The organism is Haloarcula quadrata (assembly GCF_003634715.1).
Taxonomy (GTDB): domain Archaea; phylum Halobacteriota; class Halobacteria; order Halobacteriales; family Haloarculaceae; genus Haloarcula; species Haloarcula marismortui.
This window is the reverse complement of sequence record NZ_RBWW01000001.1, coordinates 373,955-400,183: the sequence shown is the minus strand read 5'-3', so window position 1 is coordinate 400,183 and position 26,229 is coordinate 373,955. Positions and strand designations below refer to the sequence as shown.

Here is a 26,229-nt window from a genome sequence, read left to right as displayed (position 1 = left end):
TTCCACCGGAAACGAAGGGGTGGGGGGGTTGGCCTGTTGCAGTCGGTTTCCGCTGCAAGTGCTGGTTTATGATGCACCCTGCGCATATTCATACAGCGTACTCGCTCTTGGAACTGCGCCACCGCTCCCGTTCCTATCCAGTCACTCTCCCGCTGCATCATGTCCATCCGACCTCGGTGAGACTGAAGCTATAGTCCTCTTTAGGACAACAGTACCCACCCGACAGAAAAAGTCAATATAATAACATATATCTTTCATGGGTGGTGTACCGAAATATTTAATATCGATTCACGGTACGGTTCATGTGGTTCAACTGGACGCACCGGAGAGCGCTGATGCTCACTAACAACGGTACTGACGCACTCCTCGCTCCCTCTGTTCCGGTGTCTCCAACTCGCTCCACACGAAACGAAGGGGACCCTCTTGATCGACTATGACTGACGAAAGCAACAATCCGGCCCCGGCATCCGATCCGTCGACAACAGAGACGTCGAACGATGCTGACGGGTCCGACGGACAACTCGACGCCGAAACGGACCCTGGGACATCGACCGGGCCGTCAGATCTCGATGATGTTATTCTTGACAATCTTGATGCTGGGTCTGACGACCCCTCCGACGAGGCGTCCCGTGGCCTGTTCGATGACCTTCTCGAAGGGGAACCCATTTTCGAGAACAAGGAGGTCCTTCGCCCCTCGTACACGCCGCACAAACTTCCCCATCGCGAGGAGCAGATCAACAACATGGCGACGATTCTCGTCACTGCCTTGCGCGGTGATACACCGTCGAACATCCTCATCTATGGCAAGACGGGGACGGGGAAAACCGCGTCCGCGAAGTTCGTCAGCGAGGAACTCGAAACGACCTCACAAAAATACGAGGTCCCCTGTGAAGTCGAGTATATCAACTGCGAGGTGACCGACACCCAGTACCGCGTGCTGGCGCAGCTCGCGAACAAGTTCATCGACAAGAATGCCCAACTCATCGACGACCGCATCGCCGAACTCGAGGAGCTTCAATCACAGGCACGCGAGAACACGGCTGCACTCGAAGAGACGGCGTTTGGCTCCCTCGACAATGTCGAAGCCGAAATCGAATCGTTGGAAGCTGACAAGTCGGAGTTCGAGGAAGTTCCGATGACGGGGTGGCCGACGGACCGTGTCTACAGCTCCTTTTTCGACGCCGTCGACTATCACGAGCGCGTGGTCGTCATCATGCTCGACGAAATTGACAAACTCGTCGAGAAAAGCGGCGACGACACCCTGTATAACCTCTCCCGGATGAACTCCGAACTGGAGAACTCTCGCGTCTCGATTATGGGCATCTCGAACGACCTGAAGTTCACCGATTTCCTCGACCCCCGGGTCAAGTCAAGTCTCGGCGAAGAGGAAATCGTCTTCCCGCCCTACGACGCGAACCAGCTTCGGGACATTCTTCAGGCACGCTCGGACGTCGCGTTCAAAGGCGACGCGCTCACCGAGGATGTTATCCCGCTGTGTGCGGCCTTCGCCGCACAGGAACACGGCGACGCGCGCCGCGCGCTTGATCTTCTTCGGACGGCCGGCGAACTTGCTGAACGGGACCAGACGGACAACGTCCTCGAAGACCACGTTCGTCAGGCTCAGGAGAAGATCGAACTCGACCGTGTTGTGGAGGTCGTCCGGACGCTCCCAACGCAGTCGAAGATTGTCCTCTTCGCTATCATCCTCCTCGAAAAGAACGGTGTCCACAACATCAACACCGGCGAGGTGTTCAATATTTACAAGAACCTCTGTGAAGAGATCGACGCCGATATTCTGACACAGCGCCGCGTGACTGACCTCATCTCCGAACTGGATATGCTCGGCATCGTCAACGCTGTCGTCGTCTCGAAGGGCCGCTACGGCCGGACGAAAGAAATCTCGCTGTCAGTTCCAACCGAAGAGACGGAGGCGGTGCTTCTGTCTGATTCGCGACTCGGCGATATCGACGATGTCCAGCCGTTCGTTCAGGCCCGGTTCGACAACTAATCTGCGTGTTTTACGATCTCCATAGTACTCGCTGTTCCAGGTGAAACAGTCCCCTTTGAGTGAGATGAGCTACCCGGATGCCGTCGCGTTCACGGCTGCCGTCTCTGCTTCGTTTGTCACCGCTAGTCCTGTTTCGTTCGCTCCCACATCAGTCGCGCCGGCCTGGTTCCACTGGAGTCGGACCTGCCCCAGCAATGGAACTCGCATCTCTGCGGTCCCGACGACCCACCCGGGCTTGACTGGTTCGCTGATGGGGCTGGAACCGACCTGGTCGTACCGGCCGTTGTTGTCACCCTTGGTGATGAAGCCGGCGTGGTCGGCCGGACAGGAGGTGAGCTCGTCACAGCTGTCCGCACTCCCGATGTAGTCTTGGTTCGCCCGGTCGTACCAGTTCTCGTCCGCTTCAACCCACAGCATCGCCCGGTGGATGATCGGCGTCTGTCGACTGTTGCCGTCGGGTTCGTATACGATAACGTCGCCCGGACGCTGGAACGCTCGATAGCTGTCGTCGTTCGCTGCGGTGACGACACCCTCGTGGTCACCCGGGCCGGAGAACCGGTCCTCTTCCATCACGAACACGAGGTCTCCTTCCTTGATATGGGGGTCCATGCTTGGGCTTTCGATAGCGACGAGTGGGGGCCACACACCACTAACGGCGAACAGTAACACCCCGACAAGCAGGACTGAGCCGGCGCTACTGACGATATCGGTCACGTACATCATCCCTCCCGGCCTCTCGGTTTCGTCTCCGTCCGACGACCGACGGTCTGACCCGGCCATTCGTACCACGAATACTCGGAGGCGGCCAATCAACTTTCTGTTGTTGGACCGAACACTACCGTCCGATTTGGTCAGCTCGCCGCCGGCGCTGAAACATCTCCGACCGGCATCGACACTGATGTGTGCCATAGCTGGGACGGTTGGACCCGAACGTACCCGAGACGTGGGATCCGGAAGATCCCGGTTCCAATGACCCACTCCGGCCGGACAACGGTACTCGCTCCGGTGACCTGATCGTATTTAGTGTTGGTCACTTTGTTGTCACCTTTCGTAATAAAGCCAGCATGCGGCGCCGGACAGTTCCGAAGCTCGTCGCAACTGTCCGCGTTCCCGACGTACTCTCGGTTCGCGCGGTCGTACCAGTTCTCACCGGCATCAACCCACAGCATCGACCGGTGGATGATCGGCGTTCGCTGCTCGTTACCGTTGGGTTCGAAGACAATGACGTCACCGGGCTGTTGAAAGGTCTGATACCCGGTTTCGGCTCCGGCCGCTGCCGTTACAACGCCGTGACGGTCCTCCTGCCCCGAGAAGCGTTCTGCGTCCATGACAAAGACCATATCGCCGGTGTCGATGTGTGGCTCCATGCTTCCGCTTTCGATGGCGACGAGCGGCGGCCACACCCCACTGACGGCAAACAGGAACCCGCCGACAAGCAGGACTGCCCCGACACTCGTCCCGATGTCACGGACGTACAGGCCAAAACGAAACGAAGGGCTGGCGTCCACAGACTCGTCTGTCCCGCCTGAAGGCGTGCTGTTGGTCGATTCGTCCCGGCCCATCCTACCTCGGATTGCCGACAGCGGGGTATCAATCTTGTGACGGCTGTCGGTCCGCTATCCTTTTGCCCACAGACACGGAGTGTGGAACGTGCCTCTGGAGACGCCGGCACGCATCGTCAGCGAACTCGCGAGCCGCGGCTACAACGCGGAACGTGAGGCAGTGACTCGGATCGCCGACACGCGGGACCCGTCGACGACGCTGGAACGCGCACTCGAAACCCTCCCTGATGAAGCGCTGAAGCTGACAACCGACCACGTCGAATCTGTGGTTGAAGCGATAGAAAACGGTGAGGGAACGTCAAATACCGAACCAGACCGCGGAAACGAAACAACCGGCGCTCCGACTCAATCACACCCCTCCGTTTCAACTGGAACTGACGCAGCCTCGTCGACCGAACCGGGTGCGTCCGCTCCACCTGAAACGGGGGGGTCACGGGATGTGGACACATCCCTCCGAGCTATCGACGTCGCAAACGATATGACCGGCCAGTCCACTGGGACCGGGGAGTACTCGGACTTCGTCGCGGTGTTCCGAGACCGCTACGAGAAACTGGCGGGCAAACTGCGCGGCAGAGTGAACCACCGGCCGACCAACGCCATCGAGAACATGGGCGGTGGCAGCGACGCGGCGCTGATCGGCATGGTCTCTGACATCCGCTCGACAGCCAGCGGTCACTGGCTGGTCGAACTGGAAGACACGAACGGGACATTCCCCTGCCTGGTCATGAAAGACCGCCCTATCGCCGACCTCGTCCAGCAGTTGCTCATGGACGAGGTTATCGCCGTTGAGGGGACGCTGGCCGACGATGCTGGCATCCTGTTCGTGGACTCGCTGTATTTCCCGGATGTGCCCCGAACGCACAGCCCCTCGACCGCTGACCGTCACGTTCAGGCGGCGCTCATCTCCGATGTCCACGTCGGCAGTCAGGAGTTCATGGAGGACGCCTGGCACCGCTTCACGGACTGGCTCCACACGCCGGAGGCCGAGCACGTCGAATACCTGCTCATCGCCGGCGACATGGTCGAAGGCGTCGGCATCTATCCCGAGCAGGACAAGGAACTGGACATCATCGACATCTACGACCAGTACCGCGCGTTCTCGGAGTACCTCAAGGAAGTCCCGGCGGACATGGAAATCCGGATGATTCCGGGCAACCACGACGCCGTTCGGCTGGCCGAGCCCCAGCCCGGCTTCGACGAGGAACTCCGGGACATCATGAGTGCCCACGACGCACAGGTCCACTCTAACCCCTCGCTGGTCACTGTCGAGGGCGTCACAGTGCTGATGTACCACGGCGTCTCGCTCGACGAGGTCATCGCCGAACTCCCGGACGAGGAAGCCAGCTACGAGGAACCACACAGGGCGATGTACCAGCTCCTGAAGAAGCGCCACGTCGCGCCGCAGTACGGCGGCCACACCCGACTCGCCCCCGAGGACCGCGATTATCTGGTGATGGAGGAGGTGCCCGACGTGTTCCACACCGGCCACGTCCACAAGCTCGGCTGGGGCGAGTACCACAATGTCGTTGCGCTGAACTCCGGCTGCTGGCAGGCCCAGACTGAATTCCAGAAAAGTGTCAACATCGACCCGGACGCCGGCTTCGCGCCGATTCTCGACCTGGATACGCTTGAGATGACGGTCCGGAAGTTCTCCTAACCCACCTTTTTGCTGCGAGGGTGTCCTCGGCCGCGGAGCGGCCTGCGGGCACCCCCCTTGCAAAAACGTGGGCGAAAAAGGCCGGTCGCTCACTGCGTTCGCGACCGGGGAAACCGCGCGCCGGCGGCGCGCGGTATACTTGTCAACCATGTCTATCTGTAACTGAGGCATGCCTGCCCTTCCCCGGGTCGCTTCGGGTGCGACAGTCGTCGCACCACTCGCTCCCGGCCCGAGTACTTCTCTTCGTGTTCTTCCAGAAGCACGATACTGACTCCACACGGCCTTCCGCGCATGAATGCGTCCGGAAACGGCGCGAAGAATCACCGGTATCTCGTAGCAGTGGCGGGCCTCACCGATTGAGGCGCAATTAAGACCCATCCGGTAAAAGGAGAGAGTATGAGTGACGACCAAGACCACGGATTCGAAACCGATGCGCTGCACGTCGGACAGGAAGAGCCAGACGCCGAGGCCCGTTCTCGCGCGCCGCCACTGTATCAGACCACCTCATACGTCTTCGAAGACGCCGAAGACGCGGCAAAGCAGTTCGCACTGGAAAAGCCGGGCCACATCTACTCGCGGCTGATGAACCCCACCGTCGGCATGCTACAGGAGCGGCTGGCGGCGCTGGAGGGCGGCGTCGGCGCGGTCGCCACCGCCTCCGGGATGGCGTCGCTGAACCTCGCAACCTTCCTGCTCGCGGACGTCGGCGACAACGTCGTCACGGCGTCGTCGCTGTACGGCGGCACCTACACCTACTACACCCACACCGCGCCGCGCAACGGTGTCGAGACCCGCTTTGTCGACACGCTTGACTACGATGCCTACGCCGAGGCTATCGACGAGAACACGGCCTACGTCCACTGTGAGACCATCGGGAATCCGTCGCTGGTCACACCGGACTTCGAGCGCCTCGCCGAGATCGCCCACGACCACGGCGTCCCCTTCTTCGTCGACAACACCTTCGCAACACCGTATCTCTGCAACCCAATCGAACACGGGGCCGACCTCGTCTGGAACTCCACGACGAAGTGGATTCACGGTCACGGCACCACCGTCGGCGGCGTTCTCGTCGACGGGGGCTCTTTCCCGTGGGAGGAACACGCCGACAAGTACCCCGAAATCGCCGGCGACAACCCAGCCTACCACGGCGTCAACTTCCGCGAGCGATTCGAGGACGCGGCCTTCACCTATGCCGCCATCGCCCGCGGTCTCCGCGATCTGGGCTGCCAGCAGTCCCCCTTCGATGCCTGGCAGACGATGCAGGGTCTGGAGACGCTGCCCGCACGGATGGACCGCCACTGCGACAATGCGATGGGCGTCGCCGAGTTCCTCGCGGACCACCCCGAAGTCTCGTGGGTCACCTACCCTGGCCTCGAAGACCACGAAACGCACGACACCGCCAGCAAGTACCTCGACGGCGGCTACGGCGGCATGATAACCTTTGGCCTCGACGCGGGCTACGACGCCGCCCGAACGACCGTCGAATCGACGGAAATCGCCTCTCTGCTGGCAAACGTCGGCGACGCGAAAACGCTCATCATCCATCCGGCCTCGACTACCCACCAGCAACTCACTGACGAGGAAAAGGCCGCCGCCGGCGTCACCGACGACATGGTCCGTCTCTCCGTCGGTACCGAGTCTGTCGAGGACATCAAAGCTGACCTCGATCAGGCTATCGGCCAGGCAACCAACTAACCAAAGATACTGTATTTTGCGGAGCGTTTCTGGACGAGCGTCCCACTGTTCTGCAATAATTCACCTGTTCATTAGGCTTATTACGGGAGAGGCTAATGTATTCAATGAACCGTCGCCGATAGCGAGCACGCGTCGGTTCACGCTCAACCATACTCTGTCATTGGTCCGACAACGACTGCTCGCATCCGTGGGGAGCGTGCCACTCCCTCGTACAACCTTTCAACCGTCGTATAACGATGAGAATACTTAGTAGCGACTTCTATGTCCGAACACGAAGGCGTCGCTACAGGATTTCTTCGGCTTCCAGCAGGTCGCACAGTTCGTCCATTGTCTCGACCGACGTGTCACACGACGGTGCGACGGCCGGTTTCGGGTCGAAGCCGATAGCCAGATTCGCGACTTCGAGCATCGGCAGGTCATTGGCCCCGTCGCCGACGGCGACAGTCGTGTCCCGGTCTTCTCCAGTAACGGCGGTCACGACCTCCATTGCGTCGTCTTTGGTGCCGGAGATGAGCGGTCCGCGAACTTCGCCGGTCAGCTTTCCGTCTTCCACTGGCAGTCGGTTGGCGACGATGGCGTCGACCTCGACCCCCTCCGTTTCGAGTGCAGCTTCCACGCCGCGCTCGAACCCGCCGGTAAGGATAGCGACGTAGACGCCGGCGTTCCGCAAGGCTTCGATGACTTCCGCCGCGCCGGGGCGCAGGGCGACCTCGTCGAAGGCTGCTTGGGCCTGCTCGTCCGGGAGGTCCTCCAACAACGCACACCGCTGACGGAGGCTTTCGGCGTACTCGATTTCGTTGTTCATCGCGCGCTCGGTGATGTCGGCCATGTCCTCGGCCGTCCCGTTCTGGCTCCCGAGCAGGACTGTCATCTCCGAATCGGAGAGTGTCCCGTCGAAGTCGAAGGCGACTAGCATTACCCGTCCGTTTCGCGTGGAGGGTTTCAAACTATCCGGTTTCCAGCCGACCAACTGGGGTTTATTTTTGTGTATTCCCTGCTACTGTCCCCGTATGGAGCACGTCTCCGTCGACGAAATCGAACCACAGGCGATGGGTGGCGACGTTGACCGGCGTGGGCTTGCGGACCCGCTGGGAACGACGGACGTCGCAATCAACCGGTATGTTCTGGACCCCGGCGAGGCCTTCTCGGGCGGATTACACGCACACCTCGATCAAGAAGAAGTGTTCTACGTCGTTGAGGGCACCGCCACCTTCGAACACCGGACTGACCCCGCCGGTGAAAGTGAGATGGTCACCGTTGGTCCCGACGAAGTCGTCCGGTTCGCGCCCGGAGAGTATCAGCAGGGCCGGAACGAAAGCGACGACCGGGTGGTCGCGTTGGCACTCGGTGCGCCCATGAACTCGACAGAAGGCCGCGTTGCACAGCCCTGCCCTGACTGTGACAGCGATGTCCTCGCGCTGGAACCAGCTGACGAGGGTTTCCTGCTTGTCTGCCCTGACTGTGGCACCGAAGTTGAACCGGACCTCTAGCGGCTCGTAGTCGTAACCGAGCGTTAGAACCAACTGTAACAGTTATTTCCACCCGTCTCAGGGCTTCGGCGGCGGTCCGTCGTAGGCGTCCATGTCCTGATAGAAGTTCAGCATCGCGAACTTGAGCTTCTCGGGCCCGATATCGACCATCTCTCGGCGTTCCCCCGGTGGAAAGGTCCCGCGGACGGCGTAATCGTGCATCTCCATCTCGGCGGCTTCGGTGTATCGCTTGTCGAGCAGAATGCGCGCCCCGAAGTCGTCCGGCGAGCGGACCACGCGCCCGAGGGCCTGCCTTGTCTTGCGAATTGTCGGAATCTCGACGGCGTAGCGCCAGCCCGCGTCGTCCTCGTCGTCGCCGAAGGCGACGTCGTAGGCGTCCTGTACGGCGTCCATCCGGTCGTCGAGGTGCGGGTACGGGACGCCGACAACCACGACGGTTCGGGCATCGTCGCCGTCGTAGCTCACGCCCTCGCCCAGTGTCCCCCACAGCGAGGTGTAGAGGACGCCGTCGTCGCCGTCGGTAAAGGCCTCCCGGAGGTCACGGGCCTGCGTGCCCGGTTCGTCCAGATACCGGGTCGCGCTCACAGCGGTCATGTCGTGGTAGCGTTCGGCCTCGCTGTAGGAGGGACAGAACACGAGCGTGTTCCCGGGCGTGAAGCGAACGATGTCTTCGAGCGTGCGCGCAATGCGTTGCTGGGTCTGTGGGTCGTCCCGTTCGCTGGAAAACAGCGCCGGGCCGTCAACGGCGTAGGTCCGGCGGCGCTCCTCGGGGAACTGCGCGCCGTAGGCCATCGTCACCGGGTCCTCGACGCCAACGACGTTCTCGGTCACGTCGAAGGGCCGAAGCGTGGCGCTCATCAACACGGCGGCATGGAGGTCGGAAAACAGGTCGCGAGTGACCTGCTCGGGGATGCAGGTGTACAGCTCCGCGCGGCCGTACACATCGTCGGTCGACTCGTCCCGGCGAACGCTGACGACGGGGTACTGGCCGGTCTCGTCCGTCTCATCGAGCCAGTCAGAAATGAAGCCGGCGGCCTGCAGGGTCTGACACTCCTTTCTGGTATCGAGGTCCCCTTCTTTGAACGCCTCTTGATAGCGGGCGTCGAGGTCCCGGCCGAGGGCCAGCGCGTGGTCCAGCTCCTCGTGGAAGCCGGGGCCGGTGTACCCCTGCAGGAAGGCGAGTGTCAGGTCGTCTTTCCGGTCGTCGTTGGCGATGGTGATATCGTCCCAGTGTTCGTCGACGGCCTCGCGGCCGCCGAACCCGAAGGAATCTTCGTAGGCCTCGACCAGTGCATCCCGGAACGTCTCGATGACGTTGGCTGCGGCGTCGGTTCGGGCGTCCTCCTCGCTGTCGAGTTCCTCCAGCGCCTGATCGAGCGTGTTCTCGGTAAGCGTCCGCCGGGCGTGGTCGCGAGCGGCCGACTCGACGTTGTGGGCCTCGTCGAAGACGGCGATAATGTCTTCGGGGTCGCGGCCGATCCAGTTGAAGAACTGCTCGCGGATGGTCGGGTCCAGCAGGTGGTGGTAGTTACAGACGACGAGGTCGACGCCGTCCATCCCCTCTTTCAGCAGTTCGTAGCCACACAGCCCCTGCTGGTGGGCGTACTCGTACACATCGTCGGGCGTCCGAACGTCGTCGAACAGCCACGCGTAGAACTCGCTGGTGTCGACGGTGAGGTTCCGGTAGTAGTGGTCGCAGGTCGACCGCTCGGTTTCGATCTCTTCGCGCTCGTCCTGCAGGTCCCGGAGCTCCTCGACGACGGCGTTGCGGGCTTCCATCGCCTCGCTGCTGCCCGCCTGGCCGTCAGAAAGGAGTTCTCCCTCGCGCTGTTCGAGTTCGGCGATGTCGCTCTCGACTTCAACCAGGTCACGGGTCGTGTCCCGCAGCGCCTGACACTCCTCGTAGTCCACGTCAATGTGACACATCGACCCTTTTCCTCGGAAGACGACCGCTCGCAGTCGCTCCTGGTCGGTAATCGCTCTGGCGTCCTCGACGAACTGGCGCATCTGCTGATGGACGTTCGTCGTGATGACGACGGTCTTGCCCGTCTCGCGGGCGTGTTCCAGCGCGGGGACCAGCGAGGCGAGCGTCTTGCCGGTCCCGCAGGCCCCTTCGAACAGCACATCCCGGCCCTCGTCGAGGGCGTCGTATATCGTTCCCATCGCCTCCTGCTGATGGTCGTACGGCTCCTCGAAGGGGAAAAACCGCATGTAGCCGTCGTCCGTCGTTGCCACGTACTCTCGATTGGCCGTTCACCGGCAAAAGGGTTCGGCCCCACAGCTACTTGCCGCGAGCGCCCTTCCTGAAACGTATGTGGCGTGTCACGCTCACTGTCGCCATCGCGCTTCTCGCGGGCTGTTCCGGCCTCTTTTCGGCCGGGTCGACAGCGGACGGCGGCGACCCGGTGACGCCAGCGCCCGTCCCCACTCCCTCGCCGGACGCGACAGTGACAGTCCCGACTAGCAACGGAACCGTCGACGTGGACCGACTACTGGACCGTCACCAACAGGCGCTTTCGACCCGGAGCTTCCACCGCCACGTCGAACAGGCGGGGCCACAGAACACGCTCGATGTCTGGGTAGACCGTGAGCGAGAGGTCCAGCGCGTCAGACGTCGGTTCGGTCCGATATCCAATGACGTGGTTCTCGCCAACCGGACGGTGTACACCAATGTCCGCGACGACCCCGATACGCCGTACGCCACCAGAGACGCGACACCGAACACGTCCCTGCTCGCCTCGCCGGCCGGGACTGACCTGCTCCGACAGCTTCTGTCGGATACTGCGCATCGGCAGGTGGACTCTGTCCGGTGGAACGGACGGCCTGTCGCTGTTCTTGCCATGACGAACACAGCTGAGACACCGACCACCGAGAACGGGTCCGAAATCGGACGGTCGCGGCTGTATGTCGACCGGCAGGGGGTAATCAGGTACGTCGAACACACCGAACGACGACCGGACCGCCCGGATATCGACACGACGATGACGGTCACGACCGATATTGAGCGCGTCCCGATTCCGTGGTGGCTTGCAGAGAGCGACCCTTACAGCTCCGGCTCGATGTAGACTTTCCTGATATCGCCGTTAGTGTCCTGCATCGCGGATTCAAGAGTCGTTATCTCGTCATCGATTGCTTCCGTGTCCAGCGCCGGGTCGAACTGCAGGTCTGCGAAGACGATGACCTCGTTCGGCCCGAAATAGACTGTCCGGAAGCCGATGACTTCGTCCACGTGTTCGTTCTGCATAACGACATCACGGAGGCGCTCTTCCTCGTCCGTGGGGAGGCTTTCCCCCAACAGGAGGCGCTTGTTCTCCCAGGCCAGCGCCAGAGCGAATCCCATCAGCATAATCCCGATGAGCAGCGCGGAGACCCGGTCGAAGAACGGATTGCCGGTCTGCTGTTCGAGGAACAGGCCGACCAGTGCGATGACGATCCCCGCGAGCGCGATGGTGTCCTCAGTCAGCGCGGTCAGCGTTGTCACGTCGCTGGTCTTGCGGAAGGCCTCGCGGTACCCCGACCAGTTGTTCCGGTCGATCTGTCGTTTCATCTCGGCGCGGGCCTTAATCAGCGCGTACGTTTCGAACACGAACGCACCGATGAGGACAGTATAGTTGACCCACAGCGGGTCCAGCCACGCCGGGGGCTGGAAGGAAAAAAACAGGAACTCGACCGCCTCGCCGGCGTGTCCGCCGCCACCATGGCCGCCGGCAGTCAGTTGGTTATAGCCGTGTTTCGCGCTCTCCCACCCAGCGATGCCGAACAGGAACACGGAGACGAGAAAGCTGTAGAAGAACTGTGCCTTGCCGTAGCCAAAGGGATGGCGACGGTCGCGCTCCCGTTCGCTGAATCGGATTCCGATGAGCAAGAATACCTGATTCCCGGTGTCCGAGATGCTGTGGTACGTTTCTGACAACATCGCGGCACTCCCCGTCAAAAGAAAGCCGAAGAACTTCAGAATCGCAATCGCGCCGTTGGCTATCAGTGCAGCGATGACGACTGACTTGCTCCCTGCCATTATTTTTCCGTCACATTCATGACGCAAAATGCTTCTGGATTTATACCTGGCTCCACTACCGGCAGTATGCTCACTGCTATCTCAGACACGCACGGAACAGACAACCATCGGCTGACAGGTCGGACGCTTGACGCCGTCCGCGAAGCCGACCACGTTCTCCACGCGGGCGATTTCATGACCGAGCAGGTGCTTGATGCCATCGACGCCGAATCCGACGAACTCACCGGCGTTGTCGGAAACAACGACAGACCGGCAGTCAGGGCCCGTCTTTCCGACGTTGCGACCGTCTCTTGGGAAGGACTGACGATCGTTGTTGTGCACGGGCACGAACACACCGAAACCGCCCTCGGAATGTTGGCTCGGCAGGAAAACGCCGATATCGTCGTCGTCGGTCACTCACACAAGCCTGTCCTGACCGACTTCGGCGGCTGGACGCTCGTCAATCCGGGCAGCTACGCCGACCCGCGGCGATACCAGCCGGCCCACGCGGAACTGGATGTGATGGCCGGTGACGTACGCGTCCGCCTTCGCTCCCCGGACGGGACGCCGATTTCGACGACCATCGTCGAGCGGTAAGCGTATTGCAGGGACGCTTCTGGTCGGGGTCGACTTCATATAACGGAGCAAAACGGTCGCAAGCGGCTATTGTCGCATGTACCACAGCGCCGCCATGCCGGCAATGACGAACGCGCCGCCGGCGAAGAACGCCACCCCCGGCGGAATCGCAGCGGCGGCGGCCTCGGCACCGCCCTGTGCGGCGGTATCGAGTGCGCCCGCGGTGGCCTCGAAGCCCCCGTCGGTCACGGCCGTGTTCCCGGGGTAAAAACTCGGGTCTCGGGTCCCAGTGTCCGCACTGCCGGACGACACCGTCGGGCCGCCGAGCAGCGATCCAACCCCACTCCCGAACACCTGCTGGACCAGCAGGCTGGCGAAGCCGATGATTGCGAGGCCGCCGATAATGTTCGCCAGCGCCGCCCGAAGCCCCGATGTCTCCTGCTCATCACCGGCACAGATGACGAGTGGCTGGTTGGCCGGCGCGAACACGTCCATTTCGCGCCCCTTCTCGGAGTACGCCGTATCGACAACCTCGACCGCACCGGCGTTTTTGAGCTTCTTCAGATGGTACTGTGCGTTTTGCAGCGACGTATCGACCCGGTCAGCCAGCTCCGACGGCGGTGCTGGCTCCTTGTTTAGCTCTGACAGTAAGTTGCGCGCGGTCTCTGCCGAGAGTGCCGACAGCACGTCGTCCGCATCATCACTGTCGACACCGATAACTCGGGGTTCGGCGTCCGGGGTCGCCGGGTCCCGAGAGGGCAGCAACGACATGATCATCTGTATGTTCTATGGGATTATGAGTCTTTGCCAAAGCACAGTGGTCGTTGTAGCTATCGGTCAAACCCGTATTTTACCCTCCAATATCGACGGGTAGACGCCCGAAGGCGGGACTCCCGAAAGGACTTTGATGTCGGCTCGACAACCGCCGGTATGGCTGACCTGCTCACTTACGCACTCCTCGCTGCTGTGCTCCTGTTTTTCTTCTTCATGTATCTGATGCTCCGCCGGACCTTTCAGGGATTCAAAGAAGGGTTCCAGCAGAGCAAGAAGAAGTAGCCGGGAGGGTAACGGTTAGGGGCCGTCGGTGGTGCCTATCTGTATGGACCCACGTATTCGCGAACACGCGGAAGTCATCGTCGACCACTCTATCGATCTGAGCGAAGGCGACAACCTCGTTATCGACGCCCACCCGCAGGCTGCGGATCTTGTTACTGCGCTCCACGAGTTTGCCGCCGACCGCGGCGCGAACCCGCTCGTCGTACAGGACCGCCTCGGCGAGCGGTTCCGCCGCGCGTACCTCCGAAACCGGGACGAGTTCGAGACGCCGAGCCACATCGAGGCGCTATACGAGGAGATGGACGCGTATATCGCGATCAAGGGTAGCGACAACGTCACCGAGACCAGCGACGTCGACCCCGAAACAACAGCCGCCTATCAGCAGTCCCAGCAGCCGCTCCTGAACGAACGCCTCTCGAAGACCTGGTGTCTCACACAGTACCCCGCGCCCGCCAACGCCCAGCTCGCACAGACCTCTACGGAGGGGTACGAGAACTTCGTCTGGGACGCCGTCCTCAAAGACTGGGACGCTGTCCGCGAGCATCAGGCACAGATGGTCGAGATACTCGATCCTGCCGATGAGGTCCGCATCGTTTCCGGGGAGACAACGGACGTGACGATGTCTGTCACCGGTAACGAGACGCTCAATGACTACGGCGAGAAGAACCTTCCCGGTGGCGAGGTGTTCACTGCGCCAGTCCCTGACAGCGTTGAGGGCGAGGTGTTGTTCGACAAGCCGCTGTACCATCAGGGCCGGGAAGTGACTGATGTCTTCCTCCGGTTCGAGGACGGTGAAGTCGTTGAGCACAGCGCCGGCAAGAACGAGGACCTTCTGACAGAGGTGCTGTCAACTGACGACGGTGCGAGCCGACTCGGCGAACTGGGTATCGGGATGAACCGGGATATCGACCAGTTCTCCTACAATATGCTGTTCGATGAAAAGATGGGCGATACCGTTCATATGGCAGTAGGGCGAGCCTACGACGAGACAGTTGGCGAGGACAACGAACAGAACGAGTCGGCCGTCCACGTGGACATGATTGTCGACATGAGCGAGGACTCGTTCATCGAAGTTGACGGCGAAGTCGTCCAGCGAAACGGGACGTTCATCTTCGAGGACGGGTTTGAGGACTAAGTACCGACCGCGAACAAAGTGAGCGGTCGGCCTTTTCATCGACGTTTTTCAAGGAGCGGTCGCCAGCGGCGACCCGACGCCGACAAAGGTCGGTGCAGGTCGTCCAGCGAAACGGGACGTTCATCTTCGAAGACGGGTTCGAAGCGTAACGCCGGATTCCGCATACGTAACTGGCTCGGTTTCTGTCCTCACAACTCGGACAGGAAGCTTATGATGCCGGCCAAGGTAGGTTCAGATATGAGTGAACAGCGGTCCTTGCTCGTTCGGGCGGTGTGGTTCCTGCTCGTCGGCTGGTGGGTGACTGGCATCTGGCTCTCGGTCGCCTGGTTCCTGAACGTCACAATCATCGGCCTCCCGTTCGGCATCAAGATGATAAACAAGGTGCCGCTGGTGCTGACGCTCAAGCGACGCGACCGACTCGTCACGGAGAGTGACGACGGCTCACAGCACTCTCTGCTCATCCGCGCAGTCTGGTTCGTTTTCGTCGGCTGGTGGGCCAGTGGGGTCTGGACTGGTGTCGCGTACGCGCTCTCGCTGACAATCGTCGGCCTGCCGCTGGCGATCTGGATGTACAACAGGCTCCCGTTCGTCGTTTCGCTGTATCAGTACTGACCGTCAGTCCAGATACGGCTTCTCGATGTCTGTTTCGACGGTGATGAGAGCGTTTATGCGCGTGGTGATGCCGTCAAACAGGGTGATAAGTGGGGAGAGCACGCGCTCGACGACCCGGACCGGCGGTGCGACGGTCAGGGCCCACTCCTGTGCGTTGCCGAGGCCGAACGCCTTTGGCACGATCTCGCCGAAAATCAGGATGAGAAAGCTGGTGACGACTGTGGTTGCGACGACCGCCGGCCCCGGTGAGAGATAGCTCGCCACGAGGACGGTGATGATGCTCGAAATTGCGATGTTGACGATGTTGTTGCCGACCAGCAACGTCACTAGCAGGCGATGTGGATTGTCGTACAGTTCCTGTAGCACCTGCGCCCGCCGCTCCCCCGTTGCCGCCTGTTGTGCTATCCAGTCTTTCTGTAGCGAGAACACTGCTATCTCCGAACTGGAAAAGAACGCACTCAATCCGAGAAGCAAGACCACCGCAAGCCCGCCACTGATTGCCACGATAGGACCACTCATATCCCGTCTTCAGCCAGCCGAGGCAAGAAGGCGTCGACGCTGCCTGAGGGCCCGTGAGCCGACGGATGCGGCGAAGGATACTCTACGTTCCAGCCCATTGTTATCGTATGCCACTCGGCCAGGTGGAACTGGCACTGCGCGTCATCGCTGGCCTGTTCGTCATTGTCGCACCGACGCTGTTGTTTCTGGGGCTGTGGCGCGGCCTCGAAGCGATGCGTGACGACGAACTCATTCAGCAGGCCCACCAGCGCGCCGAGATGCGGGACCAGCCGTCCGCTGGTCCTGACTGGTCGACCGATACGCTCCTTGCTGATGAGTCGTCACCGCTGTCTGAAACAAAGATGTCGGTCGTGACCTGTAGCACCTGTGGCACGCCGAACGTACAAGACGCCAGCTACTGTCAGTCGTGTCTCACAGAACTAGATGAGTCAGTCTAACGAGTCGTCTCCGTCGATCTGAATCGCTATTGTCGGCTCGGACCGCACGACGCTGCAGTCGCTGCCTCGCTCGATGGCGAACGTTACCTGTCCAGTGCGGTTCGTGTCCAGTCTGAACTCGCCCGTAATTGCGTAGGACTTCGTGGTTGACCCGGCGAGCGTATCTTCGTCCCAGTCTCTATCCACATCCACCCACACGTCCTCCCGGGGGTTCTCGGCAGGTCCGACGAGACAGCTTGAGACGCTCGGGGGGTTGAGTGCCCGCAGGAATGGTGACGGGTTCGAAGCGGTAACCGTTCCGATCTGCCTGCTGACGGGTGGGTACCCGCCACCTCCCTGCCTTGTTTCCGGGACCGACACGGTGACAGACTCGTTTGTCTGCACATCGTAGGTCACCCCGCCGCTGAGCGCGTCGGCTCCCACGAGGACGGCGCTCACGATGAGGAGGCCGCCGAGGGCGGCTGCCGCCGTTCGCCGCGACGGTGTCGGAATCCCTGCCCGGAGCGCGTAGCCGAGCCCGACGAACAGCCCCGCGGACGCGGCGAGCAACAGGAACGTCCCCGTCTCGCCCGGCGAATACCGAACGACGACGTAGCCGACGAACACGACGTAGGTCACGCCACTGAGAGCGAAGGCGACGACATCTAGCACGTCCCGCTCGAGGGCCACACCCGCAACGAACAGCGCAATAAACCCCAGCAACAGCAGCGCCGCTTTCACCGTTATCGAGAGATTGAACACGACATCGCGGACGAAATACAGGAGCGCTGCCGCGGCGAACAGGACGCCAAGTGCATACAGGAGCTTGCCGCTGTCGATAGCAAAGCGCATGGAGGGTCACCGGCGTTTCTCTTAGCTGACAAATAAAGCCACGGCTGGACAGTGCAGGCCTGGGACTTGCGGTAATCGAGAAGCCAAACAGAACCGGGTCGCTAGTCGTCGGCTGTCGCTCGTCCGGCGTCAGCACCGTTCGACAGCGGTGTCCGCTCGACGACCGTTCCGTCGTAGGTCGGATACTGCTCGACGATTTCGCCCTTCTCGACGTCGCCTTCCTCGACCATCTCCTCCAGCAGCCACCAGGCGAGTTCGACGTGCTCGGATTTGACGATGTAGTACTCCTCGGGGACACCGAGGGTTTCAAGCCGAGCCTCGGAGGTCCACGCCTTCCCGTAGACGAGCGTCCCGTCGTCGGTCACGTCATCGAACGGACGGCGGATGTTGCGGGCCATCCGCTTGAGCCGCGAGCGGTGCTGGGCGGCGTCCTTGAACACGCTCGTACAGAAGTACACCTTCTCGTGGTCGCCCATCTTTTCCAGAATATCGTGGGACCCCTCGACGGCGCTCATGTGGTCCTCTTTCAGTTCGAAGCCCTCCTCCTGCATCCGGCGGTAGTTCCCGTCGGACATCTCGAACTCGTTGATGTTACAGAAGTCGGCCGCGCCCTCGTCGAGGAATTCGAGGAACTCCTCCTCGGCGCGAATGCCGGGGATTTCGAAGGCCGGCGTCAGTCCTTCTTCGCGGGCGATATAGAGGATATCCTCCCACTCGGTGCCGTGGAGGTCGCCCCACTGCTCCAGTGGCGGGTGGAAGCGAATCTCGTCGAGACCAGCTTCCGAGAGGCGGCGCATATTCTCGCGGCCGCCGGGGATACCGGTGTAGAGGTGCGTGTGGTGATCCTCGCCGAACTCGTCTTTCAGCAGTTCCAGATAGTGACAGGTCCGGTCGAGCACTTCCTGGGGTTCGCCACCCGTGATTGAGGTGCCCAGCGCGCTCATGCGCTTGGCTTCCTCGATAACGTCCGCGTCGTCCTCGATGGGGCGCTCGTTGGCGTACATCTGGGTGACGTTCTTGCGGTTTTCCCCGAGGGGACAGTAGAAGCAGTCTCGCTGGTCGCAGTAGCCGTAGACGAACAGCACCATTTTGCCGCCTTTGGCGCACTGTTCGCAGCCCTCGGAAATCATTACCTGTAAACACCGCTCCCAGCGGGAAAAAGCGTGCGCATCGGCTCGTGAGTGAGATGTGACAACATGGGTGGGCCACGCCAGATAGGGACCGCTTTGAACTGGCTGGGGCCCGTTCTGTGTGTATGGATGACGAGGATGCTGACCCCGTGGGCGGGCCACTGCCGGAAGCGGAGTCGTTCGACGATAGAGTGCTGGGGGTCAGCGAGTCGCTCATCCGGTACGTCGAGGTCATCGCGGCGCTAGTGCTGGTTCTCCTCTTTGCTATCGGCGTCTTCGACCTGACGCTCCAGATATTCCAGAGCGCGCTTCGTGGCGATATCACCGACCCGCTAGTCGTCGTCGGTTTCATCGACACGGCGCTCCTCCTGTTCATTATCGTCGAGGTGTACCAGACCGTCGTCGCGTACACGCAGGAAAGCGAAACGCGCCGCATCGTCCGTCTGGTTATCTACACGGGCGTCATCGCGATGGTCCGGAAAGCTATCATTTTCCGCACCGGCGAGTACAGCTCCGAACAGGCCGCGCTCACCGCCGCCGCAGCCTACACGCTCATCATCCTCGGGCTCGCGGCGCTGCTGCTCGTCGAGCGTCGGACCCGGGACAGGCTCCCGGAATCAGGGTGAGCGGTCCCGAAAGAAGTTAAACACAGGCGGCGTAGCGCCGATAGATGCTGCTGGTGCTGTGTATCGACCTCGACGACGACCTTGGCCGCAAGACCGGCATCGACACGCCAGTCATCGGGCGCGATGCCGTCGTAGACGCAGCCGTGGCGCTGGCCTCGAACGACCCGGAAGACTCCGATGTGAACGTCCTGTTCGAGGGCGTCCACATCTATGACGACATCACCGACGAGCCGGTCGAAGTCGCAGCCGTCACCGGCGTCGACGGAAGCGATGTCGCCGCTAACCGGGCAGTCGGCGAGGAGGTCGATACCGTTCTCGCGTCACTGGCGGCCAGCGAGGATGTGCGGGCGCTGCTGGTCACCGACGGCGCACAGGACGAGTCGGTGGTCCCCGTTATCCGCTCGCGGGTCCAAATCGACGGCGTTCGTCGCGTCGTCGTCCGACAGGCCCAGAACCTCGAATCGATGTACTACACCATCAAGCAGGTGCTCGACGACCCGGAGACCCGCGGGACGATACTGGTTCCGCTGGGCATCCTCCTGCTGATTTACCCGCTGACAATCGCCGTCGAAGCGCTGGGGTACCCTGGCTCCGCGCTGGGTGTTATTTCCGGCTTGCTTGGGCTCTACATCCTCGCACGGGGCCTCGGCGCTGAGAAGATACTGGACGAAGCCGTTGAGCGAACGACCGCCGGACTGTACGCCGGTCGCGTCACGATCATCACCTATGTCGTCGCGGCTGCACTGCTCGCTATCGGCGGCGTCAGCGGCGTTCAGGAACTCGAACGCCAGACGGACCCCGACGCCCTCGAAGTCATCGCGTCGCTGGTCTCCGGCGCGATTCAGTGGTTCGCCGCCGCCGGCATCACTTCCAGCCTCGGCCGCGTGACTGACGAGTACCTCGACGGGAGCTTCCGCTGGCGGTATCTCAACGCTCCCTTCTACGTCCTCTCGATCGCCCTCGTGTTACACGCTGTCAGCGCCTTTTTCCTCGGGGTGCAGGACCTGGAATACCTCGCCATAATGCTCACTGGTGGGACGCTGCTCGGGCTGGTCAGTACCTTAGGCTTCGCTGTCGCGGAGGCCCGCTTCGACCGCGCCGAACAGCACAATCAAGGCCCCGGCGGTCCCTCATCCGAGTAATGTACGTCTCCCGTGCCGTCGAGAGTCTGCGCGCGGACCCACTCGACGGCGAGCCCGTCGATCTGGTTCTCGAAACGGCTGACGATGCTGACCCTGAGCGCGTCGCCGCCGCTGCGGAGGCCGCCGGCGCGACCGTCGAGCGCCACCTCCAGTTCGACGACCTGCTGGTCTCAACGACACAGGACGAAATCGACGCCCTCTGTGACTTGGATGAACTGACCGCGATTCAGACTGGCAACGTGAACGCTATCACGACGGCCGACGACGTCGAAGAAGACCTCGATCCCGATCACTGACCGGCGACCGTGTTCCGCATTTCTTTTGTCACCGCCGGAAATACACGATATCGAGGGCACGTAGCTCAGTCCGGATAGAGCGTCGGACTTCTATCTCCGCTGGCGCTGCCATCGGGGGAAGACATCCGACGGTCGTGGGTTCGAATCCCACCGTGCCCGTTATCTGTAACTGAAAATAAGAAGTGCCGACACCACCTGCTGTCCGCTCTAGCAGAGCCAATTCCCTCCGAGACGAACTCTGCGACCCGCCCTTTGCAGTATTACAGTGAAGGGAACACGACTACCAGTACCGCGTCAGTTTGCATGACTTGTCAGAGGCATGGCAACCCGACTTGGGGGATGGCACTGGTTTCGTCCCCTCCACACGCACGGATTCCCCGGCAACACGTATGTAACAGTGACATTTTCACACCCAGCTACTGTTTTGAACATCTGGGTAAACTCCCTGCACTGTCATGGTCCCCATTTGCTGGGACAGGACGACAGCAACACTGTGTTTCGCTGCATAATCAGCTTCAGCCTCCGACTCCAACACTATGTGGGCCCGTGTCTGACCCACGGCGGCCGGCTACGCCTCAACGATATCGTCTTTCATTGCGGCGACCTCGGTGAGAATCGCTTCGACGTCGTCGTCGGGGACGCCGTTCGCCCGGAGCGCGGCTTCGAGGTGGGTCGCAACGCTGGCAAACGCGTCTTCGGTGATCCCCATGCCCTCGTGGGCGGTTTGCATATCGTCGCCGTCGTAGTCGACCGGGCCGCCGGCAACGGTGCTGATGAACTGAGTCTGGTGGCTGCGGAGCTGGTCCATGTCGGTTTCCTCGAAGTACGGTTCGAGCAGCGGGTCGTCGAGTACGCGGTCGTAGAAATCCGAGACCACCGCGTCGACCGCGTCGCGACCGCCGATCCGCTCGAAAATAGACTGTGATGCCATTGTCGAGTGACAGGTACGCAGTCGGCATGATTGTTGTGGAAAAACAGATTCGGCATCGACCGTCGCGCTGCTGCTCGGACGTGATGCCTGCGGCGGCACTCTTAAAACGGGCGATTATGGACGCGCTACAGTCGTTGACGACGAACCAGCAACAGAGACAGCAGGCCGAGCGTCCCAAGCACGGTCCACTCCCCGTGGCGGTCCGTGACGGGCCGCGTGGTATCGACGACGCGTCTGGGACCGTCGCCGGCGGTGGTCGCTGTGGTCGCACTGCTATCGCCCGACGGCGCGAAATTCGTCCGCCGGCCGGTCGTATCTGCTGCGCCGCTTCGCCGCAGGTCGCGGTCAGTGAGCACCTCGACCGGGACCGACGGCGCGGTGCCAGTGACAGCCTGTCGAACAAACGCATTGAGTTCATCTCCGGCGACAGCCGACACCGTCTCGGCGAACAGCGCGAGAGTGATGCGGTCGTCGTGTCGGGTCAGCCTGTCGAGGACCGCTTCGAACGTCCGGGTGCCATCGGTCGCTTGCCGGAGATGGGCGTCAATGGCTGCGACGACACGTGTTCCCTTGTGGTACTGTGCGCCCGGTCCCGCCCATGTGTCGGGCTGTGTCAGATCGGCGGTTTCGTGGCGCTCGGTCGTCACCCGCTCATGGAACTGGTCTGCATCGATGCCGCCCGTGCTGTACGTGAGGGCCGCGGTGTGGTAGTCCGCGCTTCCCTCGCTGAGCCAGTCCATCGCCGGTGTCGTCTCGAGGGTCTGTCGCGTGTGGCGGTATTCGTGGACCCAGACGTTGACCGGGGACCGGACGGGTTCGCCGGCGTTGACGATGACATCCGACGCGCCGTTCGACGGGGTGTATCCGCCCGGTGCGAGTTCGTTCGGCGCGACAAACACGCGGATGTGGTCGTGGTCCGTTCCGGCGGTCGAGACACGCTTTGCATGGCTGATGGCGTCCAGAACGGCGGTTCGGTTGGGTCGTAGCTCCGAAGCCGACGGGATAATGAGCGTGATTCGGTCGCCATCGACCGTTCTCGTTTCTGTCTCGTGGGGGCCGATGTAGGCGGCCGTACGCCCGGCGACACCGCTTTGTCTAGGTGCGAGTGCGAGCGACTCGTTCCACGTGGGCCGCGGCCCGACGTGCCAACGCCAGCGGGCACGCAGTGACACCTCCTGTCTGGCAAGCAGCGTCCAGTTGTGGGTGTCAGCGGTCCGCTGGCCGAACGTTGTCGAGAGTCCGACCGGCACGGTGTAGGTCAGTCGTGCTCTCTCAGTATCACTGCTGACACGCCAGCGGTCGCCATCGGACTGGAGTCCGTCGGCTTGGAGGACTGTCGCCTCCCCCGGCGTCCGTACCGACAGTCCGGTGACGTGCCGTGGTCGCTCAATCGTCGCGGTTACCCGCACCCGGCCGGTCTTGTTCGGCTCTCTGTCGAGTGTGTACTGAACGGTAATCGACCTGTCGTGGTCGGCACTGCCCTGCGCTGGTGGCCCGGATTCGATACCGAGGGCGACCGGAGACGTGCAAACCAGAAGGAGACAGACCAGTCCTGCAAACAGCTGCGTTCTCATAGCTCTGGGTGTTGCCGAGTGCTACGCGACAACCAGCGAGTGGCGGTAAAGTGTGTGCCGGTGAAAATCTCAAACGTAATAACAGGCTGTGCGCCTCGGACACGGGGTCGCAAGCGTTTTGCCAGCGGCCACGTTATCCCCTGATATGGCCGATTGTCCGCTCGCAGACGACTGTCCCGAATTCACCGAACGAATTCAGGGGATGGGCTGTACCCACTACGGCGACCGTGGCGGCGCCGAGTGGTGCAATCACTACAACCAGCCGATCTCGGAGCTCAAGAGCCAGCCGGTCAAGATGGGCGAGGAAGTCACTGTCGACGTTGAGGACATCCATGAGAGCGGTGCCGGTGTCGGCCGGACCGAGGACGGCTTCATCATCATGGTTGACGGCGTCCTGCCCCCGGCTCGCTCGCTGGTCAAGGTGACGAACGTTCACTCGAACCACGCCCGGGCTGAGGAAGTCGAGCGACTGGAGATGGACGAGGACCCCTCCGAGTCTGAAGCCGAAGAAAACGACGCCGACGCTGACGAGACGGACGACAATGCTGATGATGACGGCCGGCGTCTCGGGAGTCGGGACAACTTCTGGGGCAGCTAGGACACACCGGTTGGACAGTTTGCGAGCGGGACTTCTTTGAGCCAGTCGGTCCTTCCTGTGGATATGGACCTCGAACTCGATGGCAACGCAGCGCTGTGTACCGCCGCAACGAGCGGACTCGGACTTGCGAGCGCCGAAGCCCTCGCTGCGGACGGTGCCAACGTAGCGGTCTGTGGCCGGACGCCGGAACACGTCGACGAGGCACGGAACCGGCTCGAAGCGGTCGGCGACGGCGACGTACTGGCCGTCGAGGCCGATATTACTGACCCCGACCAGATCGAGGCACTCGTCGAGGAAACTGTCGACAGCTTCGGCGGCCTCGACCACGTCGTCACCAGCGCTGGCGGTCCGGCCCCCGGACCGTTCATGGAGACGACCGAGCGAGAGTGGTACAGCGCCTACGACCTGCTCGTGATGAGTGTCGTCTGGACCACCCGGGCCGCCTACCCACACCTCAGGGACTCCGATGCCGGCACCATCGTCAATATCACCTCCCGTTCTGTCCGGGAAGCCATTGACGACCTGGTGCTCTCGAACGCTGTCCGCCGCGCTGTTATCGGCCTGATGAAGACACAGGCTAACGAGTTTGCGCCGGAAGTCCGCGTCAACGCCGTCCTCCCCGGCGCACACGAGACACCACGTATCGAGGAACTCGTCGAAGCAGCCGTCGAGCGTGGCGAGTACGACTCCTACGAAGAGGGCATCAAATCTTGGGCCGATGCCCCGCTGCAGCGTGTCGGCCGACCGGAAGAGCTTGGGGATGTCGTCGCCTTCCTCTCCTCGCCCCGGTCCTCATACGTCACTGGAACGGCCCTGCCCGTCGACGGCGGGGCGATGCAGAGCTAACAGTTCCGGCCGCCGGGCCGCTCAGAACCGCCCGTCGTCGCGCAGTTCCCCGACCACCTCTCGGACCCGCTGGGCCTCCTCTTTCGGGACCACGAGCGTCCGGTCGTCGAATGACGCCACGACGAGGTCTTCGACGCCGACGGCGCTGATATGGCCGTCGCTCGCCAGCACGTTCCCGTCGGCGTCTATACTAACTGCCTCACCCAGCACCGCGTTTCCGTCTTGGCCGTCGAGGACGCGCTCGAAGGCATCCCACGACCCCAGGTCGTCCCAGTCAAGCGCCGCCGGAACGACAAAGGCGTTTTCCGCGTCTTCGAGCACAGCGTAATCGATGCTCACCGGGTCAACAGCGGCAAAGGCGTCGTCGTGGTCCCCGTCGTCGAGTCGCTCGACCATGGGTGCAAGCGGTGACGACGACGCGGCGGACAGGAGAGCCGTCGGCGTCCACGCGAACAGGCCAGCGTTCCAGTAGAATCCCTCCCGGACGTACTCCGTCGCGGTCTCCCGGTCGGGTTTCTCGTGGAACGTTTCGACCGGCGCGAAGCCGTTCTCGGACGGTCCGGGCTTGATGTAGCCGTAACCGGTCGCCGGCCGGTCCGGTTCGATACCGACGGTGACGAGCCCCTCGGTTTCCACTGCGACCCGCGCGGCCGTCCGTGCGACCGTCTCGAACGGCCCCGAAATCCGGTGGTCGCTCGGCAGACACAGCAGAACACAGTCGCCGACCTGCTCGCGGATGCGGTGGGCCGCATACGCCAGTGCCGGCCCGGTGTCTTTCGGTTCCGGTTCGGTCAACACTGCTGCATTCGGGACGTGCTCCCGGACCCCGTCGGCGAACGAGTCCCGAGTCAGCACGTAGGTCTCGTCGGCGAACCCGACCCGACTGACAGTCTCGGCGAGTAGCGATTCGTCTTCCCCGAAGGAGAGAAACTGTTTGGGGCGGTCGCTCCGACTCGCCGGATACAGGCGCGTGCCGGTACCGCCGGCCAGAACGAGCGCGACGATTGGTCGCTCCATACTCGGGCTTTGCCCAGCCAGTGCTAAAGTGTTATACTGGCGACCGAGGCGGAGACCACCCGAACCCACTGCCGTCAGCGAGTTACCACGTTTCTATTGTCCCGTCCCTGATGTCTTCGACACAGCCCTGACAGTCCGGACTCTCTGCGTCGTAGCACACTGGCCGCCGTTGCTCGTCCATCGACACCGCGCGGTACTCGGCGTGGCGGCGACAGACGATTCGGGCCCGTCCTTCCTCATCTCTGGGCAGGCCGGCTTCTGCCGACCGCTTGCCGTTCTTGTAGGCCTTCTTCGCATCGGAGAGTTGCTGCTCGGCCGACCGCAAGGTATCTCGGATGAACCGTGCGAGTCGGTCGTCGTCGGCCATACTGACCGTTGTGTCCGGCCACAAATCAATCTTCTCGCGTGGCTCGCACGACGTGACTCCGGGGGTCCGATATCCACATTCACTTTCACTCCGCTGGGCGAGTATTTATAACCAAAGGCGACCAACCGTC

General features: G+C 62.0%; 28 protein-coding genes and 1 tRNA gene. 16 read left to right on the top strand and 13 right to left on the bottom strand.

From position 1 onward, the window contains the following. The first annotated feature begins 433 nt into the window (after positions 1–433). Complete coding sequence (locus tag BDK61_RS02090; protein ID WP_004959959.1) at positions 434–2,008, top strand: Cdc6/Cdc18 family protein; 1,575 nt, start codon at positions 434–436, stop codon at positions 2,006–2,008. Between the two features lie 69 nt (positions 2,009–2,077). Here the strand turns inward: BDK61_RS02090 and BDK61_RS02085 are convergent, their stop codons facing one another. After that, complete coding sequence (locus BDK61_RS02085; protein WP_004959962.1) at positions 2,078–2,731, bottom strand: S24/S26 family peptidase; 654 nt, start codon at positions 2,729–2,731, stop codon at positions 2,078–2,080. Positions 2,732–2,859: 128 nt separating this feature from the next. After that, positions 2,860–3,570 carry a S24/S26 family peptidase gene (locus BDK61_RS02080; RefSeq protein ID WP_121302168.1) on the bottom strand — a complete coding sequence of 237 codons (711 nt, stop codon included), beginning with the start codon at positions 3,568–3,570 and terminating at the stop codon, positions 2,860–2,862. An 88-nt stretch (positions 3,571–3,658) separates the two neighbouring features. Here BDK61_RS02080 and BDK61_RS02075 point away from each other — a divergent pair, with 88 nt between their 5' ends. Next, positions 3,659–5,227, top strand: a complete 1,569-nt coding sequence (locus tag BDK61_RS02075) for a DNA-directed DNA polymerase II small subunit (RefSeq protein WP_121303885.1) — start codon at positions 3,659–3,661, stop codon at positions 5,225–5,227. A gap of 396 nt (positions 5,228–5,623) precedes the next feature. Beyond that, complete coding sequence (locus BDK61_RS02070) at positions 5,624–6,922, top strand: O-acetylhomoserine aminocarboxypropyltransferase/cysteine synthase family protein (RefSeq protein WP_004959972.1); 1,299 nt, start codon at positions 5,624–5,626, stop codon at positions 6,920–6,922. Between the two features lie 283 nt (positions 6,923–7,205). On the opposite strand, the gene serB is transcribed toward BDK61_RS02070, so the two are convergent. Beyond that, complete coding sequence (gene serB / locus BDK61_RS02065) at positions 7,206–7,838, bottom strand: phosphoserine phosphatase SerB (RefSeq protein ID WP_121302167.1); 633 nt, start codon at positions 7,836–7,838, stop codon at positions 7,206–7,208. A gap of 94 nt (positions 7,839–7,932) precedes the next feature. On the opposite strand from serB, the gene BDK61_RS02060 reads away from it, so the two are divergent. After that, positions 7,933–8,412 carry a cupin domain-containing protein gene (locus tag BDK61_RS02060; protein WP_004959977.1) on the top strand — a complete coding sequence of 160 codons (480 nt, stop codon included), beginning with the start codon at positions 7,933–7,935 and terminating at the stop codon, positions 8,410–8,412. Between the two features lie 57 nt (positions 8,413–8,469). On the opposite strand, the gene BDK61_RS02055 is transcribed toward BDK61_RS02060, so the two are convergent. Beyond that, entirely contained in the window at positions 8,470–10,647 is a 2,178-nt protein-coding gene (locus tag BDK61_RS02055; RefSeq protein ID WP_121302166.1) for an ATP-dependent DNA helicase, read from the bottom strand. Positions 10,648–10,724: 77 nt separating this feature from the next. Between BDK61_RS02055 and BDK61_RS02050 the strand changes: the two genes are divergently transcribed. After that, positions 10,725–11,477, top strand: a complete 753-nt coding sequence (locus BDK61_RS02050) for a hypothetical protein (protein ID WP_121302165.1) — start codon at positions 10,725–10,727, stop codon at positions 11,475–11,477. Here BDK61_RS02050 and BDK61_RS02045 read toward each other — a convergent pair. After that, positions 11,456–12,427 (bottom strand): cation diffusion facilitator family transporter, encoded by a 972-nt coding sequence (locus BDK61_RS02045; RefSeq protein WP_121302164.1) that lies wholly within the window; start codon positions 12,425–12,427, stop codon positions 11,456–11,458. The genes BDK61_RS02050 and BDK61_RS02045 overlap by 22 nt on opposite strands. 66 nt (positions 12,428–12,493) lie before the next feature. Between BDK61_RS02045 and BDK61_RS02040 the strand changes: the two genes are divergently transcribed. Further along, positions 12,494–13,003, top strand: a complete 510-nt coding sequence (locus BDK61_RS02040; protein WP_007189578.1) for a metallophosphoesterase — start codon at positions 12,494–12,496, stop codon at positions 13,001–13,003. A 66-nt stretch (positions 13,004–13,069) separates the two neighbouring features. Here the strand turns inward: BDK61_RS02040 and BDK61_RS02035 are convergent, their stop codons facing one another. Next, positions 13,070–13,753 carry an ArsR/SmtB family transcription factor gene (locus BDK61_RS02035; protein ID WP_121303884.1) on the bottom strand — a complete coding sequence of 228 codons (684 nt, stop codon included), beginning with the start codon at positions 13,751–13,753 and terminating at the stop codon, positions 13,070–13,072. Between the two features lie 159 nt (positions 13,754–13,912). On the opposite strand from BDK61_RS02035, the gene BDK61_RS24105 reads away from it, so the two are divergent. From BDK61_RS24105 to BDK61_RS02025, 3 genes are all read left to right on the top strand, one after another. Next, positions 13,913–14,038 carry a DUF7859 family protein gene (locus tag BDK61_RS24105; RefSeq protein WP_004959992.1) on the top strand — a complete coding sequence of 42 codons (126 nt, stop codon included), beginning with the start codon at positions 13,913–13,915 and terminating at the stop codon, positions 14,036–14,038. A 43-nt stretch (positions 14,039–14,081) separates the two neighbouring features. Further along, positions 14,082–15,173, top strand: coding sequence for an aminopeptidase (locus tag BDK61_RS02030; RefSeq protein WP_007189579.1), 1,092 nt, complete (start codon positions 14,082–14,084; stop codon positions 15,171–15,173). Between the two features lie 237 nt (positions 15,174–15,410). Beyond that, positions 15,411–15,785 carry a YccF domain-containing protein gene (locus tag BDK61_RS02025; protein ID WP_121302163.1) on the top strand — a complete coding sequence of 125 codons (375 nt, stop codon included), beginning with the start codon at positions 15,411–15,413 and terminating at the stop codon, positions 15,783–15,785. Positions 15,786–15,788: 3 nt separating this feature from the next. On the opposite strand, the gene BDK61_RS02020 is transcribed toward BDK61_RS02025, so the two are convergent. Further along, positions 15,789–16,304: a CNNM domain-containing protein gene (locus BDK61_RS02020; RefSeq protein ID WP_004960003.1), complete on the bottom strand. Its 516-nt coding sequence runs from the start codon at positions 16,302–16,304 to the stop codon at positions 15,789–15,791. Between the two features lie 107 nt (positions 16,305–16,411). Here BDK61_RS02020 and BDK61_RS02015 point away from each other — a divergent pair, with 107 nt between their 5' ends. Next, positions 16,412–16,741, top strand: a complete 330-nt coding sequence (locus BDK61_RS02015) for a zinc ribbon domain-containing protein (protein WP_004960006.1) — start codon at positions 16,412–16,414, stop codon at positions 16,739–16,741. Here the strand turns inward: BDK61_RS02015 and BDK61_RS02010 are convergent. Further along, entirely contained in the window at positions 16,733–17,572 is an 840-nt protein-coding gene (locus tag BDK61_RS02010; protein ID WP_121302162.1) for a DUF1109 domain-containing protein, read from the bottom strand. The genes BDK61_RS02015 and BDK61_RS02010 overlap by 9 nt on opposite strands. A 101-nt stretch (positions 17,573–17,673) precedes the next feature. Then, positions 17,674–18,702, bottom strand: coding sequence for a radical SAM protein (locus tag BDK61_RS02005; RefSeq protein WP_121302161.1), 1,029 nt, complete (start codon positions 18,700–18,702; stop codon positions 17,674–17,676). Between the two features lie 125 nt (positions 18,703–18,827). Between BDK61_RS02005 and BDK61_RS02000 the strand changes: the two genes are divergently transcribed. From BDK61_RS02000 to BDK61_RS01985, 4 genes are all read left to right on the top strand, one after another. Then, positions 18,828–19,328: a phosphate-starvation-inducible PsiE family protein gene (locus BDK61_RS02000; protein WP_004960019.1), complete on the top strand. Its 501-nt coding sequence runs from the start codon at positions 18,828–18,830 to the stop codon at positions 19,326–19,328. Between the two features lie 44 nt (positions 19,329–19,372). Next, on the top strand, positions 19,373–20,470 hold the full coding sequence (locus tag BDK61_RS01995) for a DUF373 family protein (protein WP_007189585.1): 1,098 nt from the start codon (positions 19,373–19,375) through the stop codon (positions 20,468–20,470). Next, the gene (locus BDK61_RS01990) at positions 20,470–20,766 is read left to right on the top strand and encodes a hypothetical protein (protein ID WP_004960025.1); all 297 of its coding nucleotides are present in this window, start codon (positions 20,470–20,472) and stop codon (positions 20,764–20,766) included. Before BDK61_RS01995 ends, BDK61_RS01990 begins: the two co-directional genes overlap by 1 nt. Before the next feature lie 54 nt (positions 20,767–20,820). Further along, positions 20,821–20,925 (top strand) — tRNA-Arg (locus BDK61_RS01985). A gap of 409 nt (positions 20,926–21,334) precedes the next feature. Here BDK61_RS01985 and BDK61_RS01980 read toward each other — a convergent pair. Together BDK61_RS01980 and BDK61_RS01975 are read right to left on the bottom strand one after the other, a co-directional pair. After that, positions 21,335–21,697, bottom strand: a complete 363-nt coding sequence (locus tag BDK61_RS01980) for a group I truncated hemoglobin (protein WP_007189587.1) — start codon at positions 21,695–21,697, stop codon at positions 21,335–21,337. 125 nt (positions 21,698–21,822) lie between these two features. Further along, on the bottom strand, positions 21,823–23,271 hold the full coding sequence (locus BDK61_RS01975) for a M61 metallopeptidase family protein (protein ID WP_121302160.1): 1,449 nt from the start codon (positions 23,269–23,271) through the stop codon (positions 21,823–21,825). 145 nt (positions 23,272–23,416) lie between these two features. On the opposite strand from BDK61_RS01975, the gene BDK61_RS01970 reads away from it, so the two are divergent. Together BDK61_RS01970 and BDK61_RS01965 are read left to right on the top strand one after the other, a co-directional pair. Continuing rightward, complete coding sequence (locus tag BDK61_RS01970; protein WP_121302159.1) at positions 23,417–23,869, top strand: TRAM domain-containing protein; 453 nt, start codon at positions 23,417–23,419, stop codon at positions 23,867–23,869. A 63-nt stretch (positions 23,870–23,932) separates the two neighbouring features. Then, a complete protein-coding gene (locus BDK61_RS01965) occupies positions 23,933–24,715 on the top strand; it encodes an SDR family oxidoreductase (protein ID WP_011224398.1) in 783 nt (260 codons plus the stop codon). Between the two features lie 21 nt (positions 24,716–24,736). Here BDK61_RS01965 and BDK61_RS01960 read toward each other — a convergent pair whose 3' ends face one another. Continuing rightward, the gene (locus tag BDK61_RS01960; RefSeq protein ID WP_121302158.1) at positions 24,737–25,732 is read right to left on the bottom strand and encodes a mannose-1-phosphate guanylyltransferase; all 996 of its coding nucleotides are present in this window, start codon (positions 25,730–25,732) and stop codon (positions 24,737–24,739) included. A gap of 82 nt (positions 25,733–25,814) precedes the next feature. Next, positions 25,815–26,099, bottom strand: coding sequence for a DUF7091 family protein (locus BDK61_RS01955; protein WP_004960042.1), 285 nt, complete (start codon positions 26,097–26,099; stop codon positions 25,815–25,817). Between the last annotated feature and the right edge of the window lie 130 nt (positions 26,100–26,229).